Source organism: Agarivorans sp. JK6, from assembly GCF_045277145.1.
Taxonomy (GTDB): domain Bacteria; phylum Pseudomonadota; class Gammaproteobacteria; order Enterobacterales; family Celerinatantimonadaceae; genus Agarivorans; species Agarivorans albus.
The window spans coordinates 3,888,311-3,902,018 of sequence record NZ_CP113525.1 but is presented as its reverse complement, the minus strand read 5'-3'; the positions used below and the strand labels follow the sequence as shown (position 1 = coordinate 3,902,018).

Genomic DNA, 13,708 nt, shown 5'->3' with positions numbered 1-13,708 from the left:
CGGCGTTTGCAACTAGCCTAACTCAATCGAATTAATCGAGGAAAGGTAATGGAAATTATTCTATTAGACAAAATCGCTAACTTAGGCGGTTTGGGCGATCAAGTTAATGTTAAAGCAGGTTACGCACGTAACTTCTTGATCCCACAAGGTAAAGCTGTTCCTGCAACTAAAGCTAACGTAGAAGTTTTTGAAGCTCGTCGTTCAGAATTAGAAGCTAAACTAGCTGAAACTTTGAAAGCATCTGAAGCTCGCGCTGAGAAACTAAATGCTCTAGAAGCAATTGTTATCGAAGCTAAAGCTGGTGAAGAAGGTAAACTATTCGGTTCTATCGGTACTCGCGACATCGCTGATGTTGTAACTGCTGCTGGTGTTGAAGTAGTTAAATCTGAAGTTCGCCTACCAAACGGTGTACTACGTAACACAGGTGAAGTTGAAGTTGTTATTCAAGTTCACACTGACGTAACTGCTACTGTTACTCTACAAGTTGTTGCTGCTGAATAATTTCAGCTAAATAGCTTGAAAAAACCGCGCCTAGGCGCGGTTTTTTTGTATATTGGCTATGATTTTAAAGGATTTTGAAAGATAGTTGAGATAAATCCGGTTTTGACTATTAGTATTTCGTTGTCGCAAATTGGTTACTTGAACAAGGAGAGTTAGAGTGCGTTTATTTTTGGTTTTAGCGACCGCCTTTATCAGTGTTTTTTCCCATGCCAATAGCAGTTGGTCAGACATAGAGCAGCAAGCTAAAGGGCAAACCGTGTATTTTAATGCCTGGGCTGGCGCCGATAATATTAACGCCTATATTCGCTGGGCGGGTGAGCAAGTTAAGCAGCGCTATGGTGTTGAGCTTGAGCATGTAAAAATTACCGATACCGCCAATGTGGTCAGCCGTATTTTGGCAGAGAAAGTGAGTGGCAGAACTAACGGTGGCAGCGTTGATTTGGTGTGGGTTAATGGCGAGAACTTTCGCGCCTTAAAAGAGGCCAAATTGCTCTATGGCCCATTTAGCCAGAACTTGCCAAATTTAGCACTTACCGATACCAATAGCCCAGCCTTGCAGTATGACTTCACCATACCTGTAGAAGGTTATGAGTCTCCTTGGGGAGGTGCTCAGCTTACATTCTATTATGATGGTGAGCGTATCCAACAAGCTCCAATGTCTATGCAAGCATTATTTGGCTACCTACAGCAAAGCCCCGGTTTATTTAGTTATCCAGCGCCGCCAAGCTTTTATGGCACCACTTTTGTAAAACAAGCCTTATTTGAAACCATTGACGATACCGAGCAACTTTACCAGCCGGTGAATAAGCAAACCTTTGATAAGGTGACGAGTAAGTTGTGGGCTTATTTGGATCAGTTACACCCATTAATGTGGCGCCGCGGCCAAAGCTTCCCTAGTGGTAGCGGGCAAATGCAGCAGCTCCTAAATGATGGCGAGCTAAGTATCGCTTTTAGCTTTAATCCTAATGACCCAGCCGCTGCTATTGAACAAGGTCTATTGCCGGAATCGGTACGTAGTTATGTGCATCAGGTAGGTACAGTAGGGAATACTCATTTCTTGGCTATTCCGTTTAATAGTGACGCCAGCGCGGGTGCGATGGTAGTGGCCAACTTTTTATTGTCGCCTGAAGCGCAAGCACGTAAAGCCGATTTAACCTATTGGGGTGACCCTACGGTATTGGCGTTGGATAAACTTAGCGCTGAACAACAACAGTTTTTTGCTGGGCAGCAAAACCAAGCTAGCTTAAGTGCTGCAGATCGCGCCAAGGTTTTAGGTGAGCCTCATGCTACTTGGGTCGCTTTATTAGAAGCAGAATGGTTGCGTCGCTATAGCCAATGAGTCTATTTTCCAAAAAGGCAGCAGTGTTATTTCCAGTTGTGACCTGTGCACTGCTGATGCTGCCTTTGCTGTTTGGTTTTATTGATACGCTTTTACCTGCTTTTGGTTACTTTCCGATTGCGTCAAAACACCAATTTAGCTTAAGCGTTTGGCAACAGCTATTTAGTTATTCTTCATTATGGCAATCGGTATTGCTTACGCTGTTTACTGGTTGGGCTGCTGCTTTATTGTCATTGATATCAGCGCTTTGGCTAATCATGCACTGTTATCAAAGCCGTTGGTGGCAGTTTCTAGAAAAAACGCTGGCCCCATTTTTGGCCATCCCACATGCTGCAATGGCCATTGCTTTATTATTTCTATTAGCGCCAAGTGGCTGGCTGATGCGTTTAGTCTCCCCTTGGTTAACCGATTTTAACTACCCGCCTTTATGGCAAACCACTCAAGATGCTTGGGGGCTAAGCTTAATACTCGCTTTGTGGGTGAAAGAGTTACCATTCATGTTACTGGTATTAATGTCTGCTTGTTCTCAATTGCCAGTAAAACGCAGTTTGGCACTTGGCCAAAGCTTTGCTTATTCGAGCCAGCAAGTATGGCAAGATATTTTGTTCCCGCAGTTAATTAAACGTATTCGCTTGCCGTTTTTTACGGTGCTTGCGTTCTCACTTACGGTTGTGGATGTGGCGCAAATTATCGGCCCGAGTAAGCCAGTAACCCTGGCACTATTGGTTTGGCAGTGGTTTAGTGATAGCAATATCGATCTGCGTTTAGTGGGAGCGGCGGGCTCATTGTTACTGCTTGCTGTAGTGGTATTGAGTGTGCTGCTGTCTTTAGGCTTAGAAAAGCTCTATCTCACTAGGCAACTAAATAAAGCCATGCAAGGTGTTCGCAAATCAGCGAGTAGCGGCAAACTCGCCCGTGGTTTGTTAGTGACACTGGTGCTTAGCTTAGTATTGAGCTTATTGGTGATCCTTATTTGGTCAATAACTTGGCGATGGAGATTTCCTGATGTATTGCCTGCACAGTGGAGCTTGCACTATTGGCAGCAAGCAGGGAGTTATTTGCTATCTCCATTGTTTAATAGTTTAGGCATTGCGTTTTCTTCGGCCGCCATAAGTTTAATATTGGTTGTTGGCTGCTTGGAGTACCAATTAAAACAAGCCGATACGTCGCGCTGGTGGTCAGTAATGATGTACCTGCCTTTGTTGTTGCCTCAAGTGGTGTTTCTATTTGGTGTGCAAGTTCAGCTGTTTAAGTATCGCCTAGATGGCAACCTCATCACTGTTATCTGGGCACACATTATTTTTGTTCTACCCTATGTGTATTTATCTTTGGTTGGCAGTTATCGGGCCTTTGATAAGCGTTATATGCAGGCAGCGGTTAGTTTGTCGCATAGTTATTGGCGCAGTTTTATGGCGGTAAAATTACCCATGCTTACTCGTCCTTTAGGCTTGGCTTTTGCTATTGGTTTTGCTGTGAGTATTGCTCAATACTTGCCTACTTTGTTTGTGGGAGCAGGGCGAGTGAGTACTCTAACCACCGAAGCAGTTGCGCTGGCTTCTGGTGGCGATAGGCGAGTCACTGCAGTTATGGTGATATGGCAAACTTTACTGCCACTGCTGGTGTACAGTACTGCTATTGCTTGGCCTAAATGGCGCTACCGGCATTTTCGAGGGATGCATAGTTAATGTTAGAGATTAAAGATTTTGGTTTGGCGTTTGCTCAGCAGCACTTTTTAAGCAAGCTTAATATGTCGGTGGCCGGTGGTGAAATCGTGACTATTATGGGGCCGAGTGGGTGTGGTAAATCTAGTTTTTTAGCGGCTATTGCCGGCACTTTAGACGAAGGCTTTACTTGCTCGGGAGAAGTGAGTCTGGCCGGGAAATCTTTGCTCAACGCGCCGCAAGCGCAACGCCAAGTTGGAATGCTGTTTCAAGATGATTTGCTGTTCCCGCATTTTAATGTTGCTCAAAACCTGCAATACGGCTTAGCGCATGCCAAACAAGGCCAAGCAGCTCAACTTATAGAACAAGCTTTGGCTGATGCTGGTATGCCTGGCTATCAGCAGCGTGATATTGCTAGTTTGTCGGGCGGTCAGCGGGCGAGGGTAAGTGTATTACGTAGTTTATTGGCAGAGCCGAAATTGTTATTGCTTGATGAGCCTTTTAGCAAGCTAGATAAACCCTTACGCAAACAGTTTCGCGAGTTTGTTCGAGATAAAATTGAAGAGCTGTCAATTCCGGCTCTGTTAGTTACCCATGATGCAGAGGACTGTTTACAAGCTCCGCCTATTTCGATTTTTTGATAGTGGTTTTTGCCTAAGTATTAAGCTGTTGCTGTTGAGTTTTATTTGATAAGCTTAATTTTCCTGAGGCTTTATTGTGTGGAGCGAAAGCGTCAGGACTCACATAGAGATCCCCAATAACAATAAAGAGGATGAAGATGAACAAATTGATTATTGCGTTGGCATTGTCACTACCATTTGTCGCATCAACCGCAAGCGCGGCTCCAGCTAAAGCGCCATTATGTGCTGCGTGCCACGGAGCTGAAGGAAAGGCTATGATTCCGGGCTACCCGCATTTAGCCGGCCAAAATGAGCAATACCTAGTATCTTCGCTTAAAGCCTATCGTGATAAGCAGCGTAATGGCGGGCAAGCTGTTGTAATGCAGGGCCAAGCGGCTAACTTAACCGACGCCGAAATTGCCGAATTAGCTGCCTACTACGCTAAAATGTAAGCAGCCGTTTTTTGCAATAAGCCAGCCTAGAGCTGGCTTTTTAGTTTCTAAATCTGGGAGAAATGTTACTTGGTGTGGCTGCATAATTCCCGCATAATAGGCGCCAGTAACAAACAACCGCAATGAAAGATTATGGCAGCCAGCGCGCCCTCTCGTAAGTTTAAAGATAAAGATAGAAAGCCTAAAGATTCGCAAATTGATCAGCTTAAAGTGCCTCCACACTCGTTAGAAGCTGAACAGGCAGTATTAGGTGGCCTAATGCTCGACAATAACGCTTGGGACAATGTGTCGGAGCTGGTAGTTGAGCAAGATTTCTATCAACGTGCCCATCAATATACATTTTCCGCCATGCACCGTTTGGCAGAAAGCGGTCAGCCTATCGACTTGGTGACAGTATCGGAAGAACTAGAGCGCCAAGAGCAGTTAGACGATATTGGTGGCTTCGCTTACCTCGGTGAGATCGCTAAAAATACTCCAAGTGCTGCTAATATTCGCGCCTATGCTGAAATTGTTCGCGAGCGAGCGGTAACTCGAGAGCTAATTTCAGTGGCTAATGAAATTGCCGATAGCTGCTATGAGCCGGCTGGACGAAAGAGTAGTGATTTGTTGGACTTTGCCGAGAGCAAAGTATTTAAAATTGCTGAGTCTCGCGCCAATGCCAACGAAGGCCCTAAAGAAGTAAAAGGTTTGCTGGCCGAAACCATTGATAAAATTGAAGAGTTGTACAAAGCGCCTAACGATGGGGTAACCGGTGTATCTACCGGTTTTGCTGACTTAGACAAAAAAACAGCAGGCTTACAAGGTTCCGATCTTATTATTGTTGCTGCTCGTCCATCAATGGGTAAAACCACCTTTGCGATGAACTTATGTGAATACGCAGCAATGACCCAAGATAAACCAGCTCTGATTTTTAGTTTGGAGATGCCCTCTGAGCAAATCATGATGCGTATGTTGGCCTCTCTGGGTCGAATTGATCAAACTAAGATCAGAACCGGCGCCCTAGATGATGACGATTGGGCTCGCTTATCTTCCACTATGGGTTTAATGGCCGAAAAATCGAAGATGTATGTGGATGACTCTTCTGGCTTAACCCCCACCGAAGTTCGCTCTCGTGCTCGCCGTGTTGCGCGAGAAGAAGGCGGGCTTAGCATGATCATGATTGATTACTTGCAGCTGATGCAAGTACCGGGTTTAAGTGAAAACCGGACCTTAGAAATTGCCGAAATTTCCCGCTCGCTTAAATCGCTGGCGAAAGAATTAAACGTACCGGTTGTGGCGCTTTCTCAGCTTAACCGTAGTTTGGAGCAGCGCGCCGATAAACGCCCAGTAAACTCCGACCTACGTGAATCGGGCTCTATTGAGCAGGATGCCGACTTAATTATGTTTATCTATCGTGATGAAGTTTATAACGAAGGAACGGATAACAAAGGCCTTGCCGAAATCATTATTGGTAAGCAGCGTAACGGCCCTATTGGTCGTGTTCCACTTACCTTCCAAGGTCAGTTCTCTCGTTTTGATAACTGGGCTGGCGAATTTTACGACGACGAATAGGTACTAATGGAAATCGCTAACGCGCAAGTTTCGCTATCTGCTTTAAAACATAATTACGCAGTATTAAAGCAACGTGCACCTAGTAGCAAAATTTTAGTTGTTATTAAAGCTAATGCTTATGGCCACGGCATGTTGCAAGTGGCAGAGGCCTTGGCGGAATTAGCAGATGGTTTTGCCGTTGCTCGTTGTAAAGAAGCGATCGCGTTGCGTAAAGCGGGGATTAAATCGCATATCCTAGTGCTAGAAGGTTTTTTTGATGGCGCAGAAGCACAAGAGTTAGCGCAACATCAAGTTGCTACGGTCATTCATAGCGAGCAGCAATTAGAGCTGGTAGAGCTGTTATCATTAAAGCAGCCCTTAGAGACGTGGATTAAGCTCGACACAGGGATGCATCGTTTGGGCTTGTTGCCCGAGCAATTTAAGCATTTATTACCACGAATTCGCAGTTGCCAAAATATTCAGACACCTTTCAAGCTGATAAGTCATTTTGCATGTGCTGATGAGCTTGAACATCCCTTAACACCCCAGCAAATTACATTGTTTAGCGAATTAACCAAAGAGCTTGGCGTTGAATGCTCGTTAGCTAATTCGGCTGGAATTCTTCTTTGGCCAGAGGCTCATGCGCAGTGGAATCGTCCAGGGATTTCCATGTACGGTATTTCTCCTCAAGTGGATAATAACGGTGCGGGTTTTGGTTTGATTCCAGCCATGACCTTGCAAACTAACCTTATCGCGGTGCGTGAACATCCAAATGGTGAGTCGGTAGGCTATGGTGCTACTTGGCAAGCAGAACAAGATACTCGGTTAGGCGTAGTTGCTATGGGTTACGGAGATGGTTATCCGCGCAGCGCCCCTAATGGCACGCCGGTGTGGCTTAACGGTCGCTTAGTGCCTATTGTTGGGCGGGTCTCTATGGATATGTTGTGTGTTGACCTTGGCCCAGATTGTAAGGATAAGGTCGGCGACAAAGTAATACTTTGGGGGCCCGAGTTACCCGTTGAGACGATTGCAAAGGCGGTTGGCACTATCGCTTATGAGCTGGTCACTAAGTTGACATCAAGAGTTCGTATAACATACACAAACTAGGGTCTGTAGATCTTTGCTGATGGTTTTTGCAGCAATTTATTAGCCATTTAGGCAAGGCAGTGAGTGTGCAGTTAAGTGGGCTTATTAATCACTAGCTAACGCTGAATAAATGGCTAAGAAATGCTGCCCGAAGGGTTCGGATACGCGAACTTTACTCTTTGTTAAGCACTTCTTGCTTAGCTCACTAGGCTTCTAAGTGCTCGCCGCGATTAAAGCCCGCTTATCTCGAACAAAATTTCAACACCAAAGATCTACAGACCCTAGTATTTACAAGTTCATCAAATTAGGCTATTAATTGGGTGCTGAATTATTAATCTATATTTTGATAGTTACAGCCTATCGAATTAATTGATTAGATCAATTCGTCAAGTCGACAATTTTGGCGCATTATTTATAGCGAAATTGATAACCTATTTAACAAGGAATACGAAATGAGTGTATTAGTTGGTCGTCCTGCTCCAGACTTTACTGCCGCTGCTGTTCTAGGTAACGGCGAAATTGTTGATGCCTTTACGCTAAGTGAGCACATCAAAGGTAAAGCTGCGGTAGTATTCTTCTACCCACTAGATTTTACTTTTGTTTGTCCTTCTGAGTTGATCGCTTTTGATCACCGTTTCCAAGATTTCCAAGATAAAGGCGTTGAAGTAATCGGTGTATCTATCGATTCTCAGTTCTCTCACAACGCATGGCGTAACACTGCTATTGAAGATGGCGGTATTGGTCAAGTTAAATACCCACTAGTAGCAGACGTTAAACACGAAATCTGTCAGGCTTACGATGTAGAGCATCCAGAAGCTGGTGTTGCTTTCCGTGGTTCTTTCCTAATCGATACTAACGGTGTTGTTCGTCACCAAGTAGTTAATGACCTACCTTTAGGTCGTAACATTGACGAAATGCTACGTATGGTTGACGCATTAAACTTCCACGAGAAGCACGGCGAAGTATGTCCTGCACAATGGGAAGAAGGTAAAGAAGGTATGGACGCAAGCCCTGAAGGCGTTGCTAAGTACTTATCTGCTAACGCTGAAGGCCTATAATAAGCCGTTAGTTAGCTAGAAAGTAAAAAGCCCGCAACAGCGGGCTTTTTTTGTATTTATCGCATAAAACTAAATATTTTCGAAACAAATCTCGATGGTGGCGTGACCATGAATAGAAGTGAAAGGGATCAATACTTTAGGCCCTTCAGTTTTATGAGTAATGGTATGAGACGGACCTGATACTACCACCGGGGTCGCCATATCAAAATCGTAGCCATCTTCAGCCAGCAAGCGTTTCGCACCACCAGTCACCATGTTAGTAATTTCACCAACCATGTCGGTGACTTCTTCATTAATAGATTCTGGCGCTTCACCTAACATGCGGCGCATAATTTCAATAGCCAAGCCTTTATCAAAACTGATTGATAAAGAGCCTTTAGTTTGTGGGCCAACCATACCAATCAGTCCAGAAACATCACCGCGTGCAATTTCATCTTTTTTAAGCCCTGGCTTACCTGGCTTTAGCTCTAGTTGAGCCATGGTTTCGAGCACGTTTAAAAGAGACTTTAGAAAAGGGTTAACAAAATTTACGTCCATAGTGACCGATAACTTCCTACTGTGGGTGATTTTGGTCAAATTTAAATCAAGCGCTTAAACAGGCTGAAGACCAAAGCCACAAAAACTATTGAGAATTATTATAAGAATCGCACGAGATCCGATGAGCTGCAACTATTAGTCATATTTTTAAGAAGTGTTTCACTGAATCGTTGAGACTCAGTTGATATTCTCATTTATATCCTTTTAGCTTTCGGCTCATTTATAGTTGTTAGGAATTATCGTCGCGAAAAGCCTAAAAAGATAATAAAGAATGCCGCTGGTTCTCCAAGCTGCTAGTTCAAAGGTTCGCTGTAAGTTATTACACAGTGCCCAAGTCCCCCCTTCTTTATATAAATCTCGCCAGTGTTTTTTAAACACCTTTAAGCGTCCGTAAAAAATGTATTGCCAACGACCAGACTCGTTCCCTTGATTTGCTCTGCGAAACCACACCAGTGGTTTCGCAATAAACTTATATCGATGACCTTTGGCAAGCAGTGTGAGAAACAAATCATAGTCTTCAGCGATAACCTGAGAATCGAAGCCCTTAGCCTCGATAAAGTCTTTTCGTTTAACTAGCCAACTCGAAGGAACAATATGCGAGTCTACCAGGCTATCACTCATACTAAGATAAAGAGGTTTAGCGTCGCAGGTTTCACTGGCTTCACCTTCTTCAGAAAAGATATTGGTGGCGCAGTGACAACCAGAGAGTTCCGGTTCGCTCTCCATAATTTGTTGTTGAAGTGCAAGTTTGTGTTTATCCCAATAATCATCGGCATCTAGAAATGCAATGAACTCACCTTTCGCAGCCTTAACTCCGTTGTTTCGTGCTTCTGCTATTCCGAGATTACTAAGGTGATCAACAATAGTCGCCACCGAGCTAAATTGCTCGAGATAGTGTCGGGCTTCCTTGTTTGAACCATCATTCACAATGATTAGTTCTAGCGCTGGCTGAGTTTGTTCAATTACAGAGCTCACAGCTTTAGAAATAAACTGCTGATTATTAAAATATGGGATCACCACCGAGGTTTTGGCTTCCATTCTTTCATCCTTGAAAGTTTCATCACCTTAATCAGGTTTTATACAGTTGTGCTAGTTATTACAAATGCCAGACTACCAGTTAAAGTTAGTTGAGCAAGTGACTTAAGATAAGTTTATCGATGATGCCGGCGTAGAGTTTGAACTAGCACGCTCAACAGACCTTGCCTATTGCATGGTTAAATACAAGGAAGTGAAATGAAGAAATTAATCGCTGCAGCTTTGCTTTTCTCTCTTTTTGAAGGCGCTGTTTATGCTGCTGCAGAGATAAACCATGATGAAATGTTTGTGCTCAATTTTGAAGGCCCTGATTATTTGCGAACCATTCGTTATACCGAGCCATTTCGCGACGGCGATGAATGGAATATGGGCTCAGTGGTACATGATAAAACCGTTTACCATAATGGCTGGATAACAGTATTTGATGGCGAACTTGAGCTGCGAAAACAAGCACATGGTAGGGTGTTTGTTTACCCAAATGCTGAGCAGTTGGCGGCTCAAAACTGGACTATATCACTGATTATTCAGCCTGATTTAAGCGGTTCATTTATTGATAGAAGTGGAGCAGAGATGCATGAGTTTGTTGGTGAGTTTGCAAGGCTCCCCGAGCCTCAAAAAGATAGCTCTATCAATGGCTATTCTAATTGGCAGCTGGCTTTTAGTATCGTGCCAAAACGTGGCGTATACTCAGTTAATGGAGAGCAGCGTTATGAAGGCAAACTTGTAGGCCGTGCAAGCTGGTTAGCCGAGTGGGTAAAAGCTGGCGAATTTCAATTTTTACTCGAATAAATAAAGCTTAGTTAAGGCAAAGTATTCTCTGACAAGATTGGGCAATACCTACTCAGCCGTAGTATAATTGCTGGCTGAGTTAAGTTAACTCAGGTATTTAGATGCACTTGATAGATGCTAGCTAAAACAAGCTTGGCTTATGAATATAGTGCTTTGATCTTTTAGCTTTTTATTATTATGTTGAGCCCATGACCCAAGTTTCACCCTACCAACCTCATCGCTTTTCTGTTGCTCCAATGCTCGATTGGACTGACCGTCACTGTCGTTACTTCCACCGTTTGATGAGCAAAAATACCCTGCTTTACACTGAAATGGTAACGACAGGTGCGATCTTACATGGCAAAGGGGATTACTTAGGCTTCTCTGAACAAGAGCATCCACTAGCTTTACAACTGGGCGGCTCAAATCCGCAGGAGTTAGCCGAATGTGCAAAACGCGCTGAAGATTTGGGATATGACGAAGTAAACCTAAATGTTGGTTGCCCATCAGACCGTGTGCAAAATGGTCGTTTTGGCGCTTGTTTAATGGCTGAGCCAGAGCTGGTGGCTGAATGTGTCAGTAAAATGCAGCAACAAGTTAAGATTCCAGTGACGGTAAAAACACGGATTGGTATCGATGAGCAAGATAGTTATCAGTTTCTAAAAGACTTTATTGAGCCGGTGGCTGAAGCTGGCTGCGAAACCTTTATTATTCATGCGCGTAAAGCTTGGTTGTCTGGTCTTAGCCCTAAGCAGAATCGAGATATTCCTCCGTTAGATTACCCAAGAGCTTACCAAGTAAAAGCTGATTACTCGCAGTTAACCATAAGCGTAAATGGCGGAATTGCTAGCTTAGAACAAGTGCAAGAGCACCTAAAGCATCTCGATGGCGTTATGCTAGGTCGCGAGGTTTATCAAAATCCTTACTTATTGGCGGATGTGGATCAACAGATCTTTGACGATCCGCAGCCAGCATTAAGCCGCCATCAAGTGGCTGAGTTAATGCTGCCATATATTGAAAACCATTTGGCACAAGGCGGTCGTTTACAACATATTAGCCGCCACATGCTGGGGCTGTTCCAAGGTTGTGTGGGAGCGCGTGCTTGGCGTAGGCATTTAAGCGAGAATGCCCATAAGAAAGGTGCTGGCATTGAAGTGATGCAAGCTGCAATGGATTTAGTTCCCGAGCATCAATAAGCCTAGTTAGCTTACTTACTTGTTTAATTGAGGCCGCTTTATGCGGCCTTCTCATTATCTGGCACAGCCCTTGCTATCACTACCTGCGAAGAGTCAGCTTTTTGTCAGGAGTGCAAAACAATGGAATTTTTAGGACGTTTAATCGCCCGCTGGGGCATATTAGACATTTTTATGGCGTGGGTGCTTACCGCCAGTGGCATGTTACTGGTTATTCCCAAGCAGTGGTTACCTGAAGCAGGTTTAAACGCGCAACTGAGTATGGTGTTAACTATTAGTTGTGTAACGGGTTTGGCTTATTTTCTTAGCCGAGGATTGTTGTTGATTATGACCAGTATCACGGGAGCCGTTCAACATCGTCGAGAATTACAACGACTCGCTTCGATGATCTCGTGTTTGGATCATTCTGAGCGCGCTATTTTACGCGAGTTTATTATTACTCGTCGCAGCGTATTAAGTCTGCCTTTAAAAGAGCCTGCCGTAGCAAACTTAATGGAAAATGGTGTGTTAAAGCCAATGAATGAGCAACATGTTCACGAGCAACGAAGCAATGTGGACATGATGATCAATTTAGCGGCGCGGCCATTATTGAGTTACAAAGCTTTAGGCTTACCGGTTGGTAAGTTAAACGAAGAGCAAATTGAACATTTGAAATCAATTCGCCCTCGCTTTTTACAACCAGATTACAAAGCAAATCGTACTCACTCTGGGAAACTATTTAGGATCCGTGCCGGTGATACAGAAAGCCAAACGGCGGCATAGTTTAACTAGTACGCTGTTTTAGATAACCCGCGTAATCGGGGACATCTACCGAAAACTCCTGATTAAAGTGACGGCTGGCTAAGATAAATTCAGCCGTCGCTTGGTTGGTAGCCATTGGTATATTCCATACCGCAGCCAAACGCAGTAGCGCTTTGACATCAGGGTCATGCGGCACCGCGTCTAGTGGATCCCAGAAGAAGATCATTAAGTCTATTTTACCTTCCGCAATCATTGCGCCTAATTGTTGGTCGCCACCCATTGGACCGCTTAATAAGGCCTCTACTTCAAACCCTTGTTGTGACAACAGCGTACCGGTGGTGCCGGTTCCAAATAACTGATGTTTAATTAAATCATCGCGATGATTCTTCGCCCAGTTAATTAACGCCGTTTTTTTATGGTCGTGGGCTACCAATGCTATACGTTTGCGAACGTTCATGGTGCGGGTGGTTGTATCCATGTTACCTCTTAAATACGATTAGTTTGAAAGCGTTTACTACAGATTATGTTACTGTTTGTATTTACTATTAGCTAGCAACAGCCAGCAGATAATCAAGGTGGGATAGCAAAAACGTGTGCGGTAGCGTAATGATTGGCGGTGAATATGAAATACGACAAGCCGTAGGTGTGGATTCGTTATTTCTAGATTTTGGCGAAACCAAACAGTATCGCCCTAGCGAGTCGTTGCCAGCTTTGATTATTGAGCAGGAAACCCTGCGTTGTAAGCCTTTTATATGGGGAGTAAAGCACCCTCGACATACCCAGCTTGTTATTAATGCTCGAGTAGAAAGCGCTGCTAATAAAGCTATGTTTCAAAACGCCTGGATAACCCAGCGTTGTTTACTGCCGGTAAAAGCGTGGCATGAATGGCGTAATCAAGAACGTTTTGAGTTTAGTTTGGAGCATCAAAATGTATTATTGCTGGGCGGTTTGTATTTGCAGGCTTCTGAGGGAAAACAGCACTTAGTTGTTCTCACTCAAGCTGCAGCGAGTGCTTTACAGCAATATCATCATCGCATGCCTTTGTTGTTTGAACTCGAGCAAGGCTTGCGCTGGTTGGGCGGGCAGCCCTGTAAATATGAGGCGGAGCAGTTTCATTATCATGTGTCGAGCGATAGCCCACAGGTGGGCTTGTTTTAGTTAGTATATTTTGTCGCATCAGGTTTCTA

The 13,708-nt window shown here is 44.2% G+C and carries 15 protein-coding genes; 12 read left to right on the top strand and 3 right to left on the bottom strand.

All coding sequences use genetic code 11. The features are described from left to right. The first annotated feature begins 48 nt into the window (after nt 1–48). The 8 genes from rplI (at nt 49) to OV592_RS17900 (ending at nt 8,247) form a co-directional block, all read left to right on the top strand. The gene (rplI, locus tag OV592_RS17935; protein ID WP_016400826.1) at nt 49–501 is read left to right on the top strand and encodes a 50S ribosomal protein L9; all 453 of its coding nucleotides are present in this window, start codon (nt 49–51) and stop codon (nt 499–501) included. A 157-nt stretch (nt 502–658) separates the two neighbouring features. After that, nucleotides 659–1,840 (top strand): ABC transporter substrate-binding protein, encoded by a 1,182-nt coding sequence (locus OV592_RS17930; RefSeq protein ID WP_406609539.1) that lies wholly within the window; start codon nt 659–661, stop codon nt 1,838–1,840. Then, a complete protein-coding gene (locus OV592_RS17925; RefSeq protein WP_406609538.1) occupies nt 1,837–3,525 on the top strand; it encodes an ABC transporter permease in 1,689 nt (562 codons plus the stop codon). The genes OV592_RS17930 and OV592_RS17925 overlap by 4 nt, the downstream gene beginning before the upstream one ends. Then, nucleotides 3,525–4,142 carry an ATP-binding cassette domain-containing protein gene (locus tag OV592_RS17920; RefSeq protein WP_406609537.1) on the top strand — a complete coding sequence of 206 codons (618 nt, stop codon included), beginning with the start codon at nt 3,525–3,527 and terminating at the stop codon, nt 4,140–4,142. The genes OV592_RS17925 and OV592_RS17920 overlap by 1 nt, the downstream gene beginning before the upstream one ends. 137 nt (nt 4,143–4,279) lie before the next feature. Beyond that, nucleotides 4,280–4,573, top strand: a complete 294-nt coding sequence (locus tag OV592_RS17915) for a cytochrome c (protein ID WP_040306938.1) — start codon at nt 4,280–4,282, stop codon at nt 4,571–4,573. A 132-nt stretch (nt 4,574–4,705) separates the two neighbouring features. Further along, the gene (dnaB, locus tag OV592_RS17910) at nt 4,706–6,124 is read left to right on the top strand and encodes a replicative DNA helicase (protein ID WP_016400832.1); all 1,419 of its coding nucleotides are present in this window, start codon (nt 4,706–4,708) and stop codon (nt 6,122–6,124) included. Nucleotides 6,125–6,130: 6 nt separating this feature from the next. Next, a complete protein-coding gene (gene alr / locus OV592_RS17905) occupies nt 6,131–7,210 on the top strand; it encodes an alanine racemase (protein WP_406609536.1) in 1,080 nt (359 codons plus the stop codon). Nucleotides 7,211–7,641: 431 nt separating this feature from the next. After that, on the top strand, nt 7,642–8,247 hold the full coding sequence (locus tag OV592_RS17900) for a peroxiredoxin C (RefSeq protein ID WP_016400834.1): 606 nt from the start codon (nt 7,642–7,644) through the stop codon (nt 8,245–8,247). 69 nt (nt 8,248–8,316) lie between these two features. On the opposite strand, the gene OV592_RS17895 is transcribed toward OV592_RS17900, so the two are convergent. Further along, a complete protein-coding gene (locus OV592_RS17895; RefSeq protein WP_016400835.1) occupies nt 8,317–8,784 on the bottom strand; it encodes a chemotaxis protein CheX in 468 nt (155 codons plus the stop codon). A 216-nt stretch (nt 8,785–9,000) separates the two neighbouring features. After that, entirely contained in the window at nt 9,001–9,822 is an 822-nt protein-coding gene (locus tag OV592_RS17890; protein WP_406609535.1) for a glycosyltransferase, read from the bottom strand. A 195-nt stretch (nt 9,823–10,017) separates the two neighbouring features. Here OV592_RS17890 and OV592_RS17885 point away from each other — a divergent pair, with 195 nt between their 5' ends. The 3 genes from OV592_RS17885 (at nt 10,018) to OV592_RS17875 (ending at nt 12,542) form a co-directional block, all read left to right on the top strand. Next, a complete protein-coding gene (locus OV592_RS17885) occupies nt 10,018–10,608 on the top strand; it encodes a hypothetical protein (RefSeq protein WP_406609534.1) in 591 nt (196 codons plus the stop codon). Between the two features lie 188 nt (nt 10,609–10,796). Further along, entirely contained in the window at nt 10,797–11,783 is a 987-nt protein-coding gene (gene dusA, locus OV592_RS17880) for a tRNA dihydrouridine(20/20a) synthase DusA (protein WP_406609533.1), read from the top strand. Between the two features lie 120 nt (nt 11,784–11,903). Then, nucleotides 11,904–12,542 carry a super-infection exclusion protein B gene (locus OV592_RS17875; protein WP_152780476.1) on the top strand — a complete coding sequence of 213 codons (639 nt, stop codon included), beginning with the start codon at nt 11,904–11,906 and terminating at the stop codon, nt 12,540–12,542. Nucleotide 12,543: 1 nt separating this feature from the next. Here the strand turns inward: OV592_RS17875 and OV592_RS17870 are convergent, their stop codons facing one another. Then, complete coding sequence (locus OV592_RS17870) at nt 12,544–12,999, bottom strand: methylglyoxal synthase (RefSeq protein ID WP_406609532.1); 456 nt, start codon at nt 12,997–12,999, stop codon at nt 12,544–12,546. Nucleotides 13,000–13,112: 113 nt separating this feature from the next. Between OV592_RS17870 and OV592_RS17865 the strand changes: the two genes are divergently transcribed. Beyond that, nucleotides 13,113–13,679, top strand: coding sequence for an SOS response-associated peptidase family protein (locus OV592_RS17865; RefSeq protein WP_406609531.1), 567 nt, complete (start codon nt 13,113–13,115; stop codon nt 13,677–13,679). The last annotated feature ends 29 nt before the right edge of the window (nt 13,680–13,708 follow it).

Bases quoted from the DNA above. Each gene is read 5' to 3' on its own strand.
- OV592_RS17925 (WP_406609538.1), top strand. From the start codon at position 1,837: ATGAGTCTATTTTCCAAAAAGGCAGCAGTGTTATTTCCAGTTGTGACC.
- OV592_RS17915 (WP_040306938.1), top strand. From the start codon at position 4,280: ATGAACAAATTGATTATTGCGTTGGCATTGTCACTACCATTTGTCGCA.
- OV592_RS17920 (WP_406609537.1), top strand. From the start codon at position 3,525: ATGTTAGAGATTAAAGATTTTGGTTTGGCGTTTGCTCAGCAGCACTTT.
- OV592_RS17875 (WP_152780476.1), top strand. From the start codon at position 11,904: ATGGAATTTTTAGGACGTTTAATCGCCCGCTGGGGCATATTAGACATT.
- OV592_RS17900 (WP_016400834.1), top strand. From the start codon at position 7,642: ATGAGTGTATTAGTTGGTCGTCCTGCTCCAGACTTTACTGCCGCTGCT.
- OV592_RS17870 (WP_406609532.1), bottom strand. From the start codon at position 12,999: ATGGATACAACCACCCGCACCATGAACGTTCGCAAACGTATAGCATTG.
- alr (WP_406609536.1), top strand. From the start codon at position 6,131: ATGGAAATCGCTAACGCGCAAGTTTCGCTATCTGCTTTAAAACATAAT.
- rplI (WP_016400826.1), top strand. From the start codon at position 49: ATGGAAATTATTCTATTAGACAAAATCGCTAACTTAGGCGGTTTGGGC.
- OV592_RS17890 (WP_406609535.1), bottom strand. From the start codon at position 9,822: ATGGAAGCCAAAACCTCGGTGGTGATCCCATATTTTAATAATCAGCAG.
- OV592_RS17885 (WP_406609534.1), top strand. From the start codon at position 10,018: ATGAAGAAATTAATCGCTGCAGCTTTGCTTTTCTCTCTTTTTGAAGGC.
- OV592_RS17895 (WP_016400835.1), bottom strand. From the start codon at position 8,784: ATGGACGTAAATTTTGTTAACCCTTTTCTAAAGTCTCTTTTAAACGTG.
- dnaB (WP_016400832.1), top strand. From the start codon at position 4,706: ATGGCAGCCAGCGCGCCCTCTCGTAAGTTTAAAGATAAAGATAGAAAG.
- dusA (WP_406609533.1), top strand. From the start codon at position 10,797: ATGACCCAAGTTTCACCCTACCAACCTCATCGCTTTTCTGTTGCTCCA.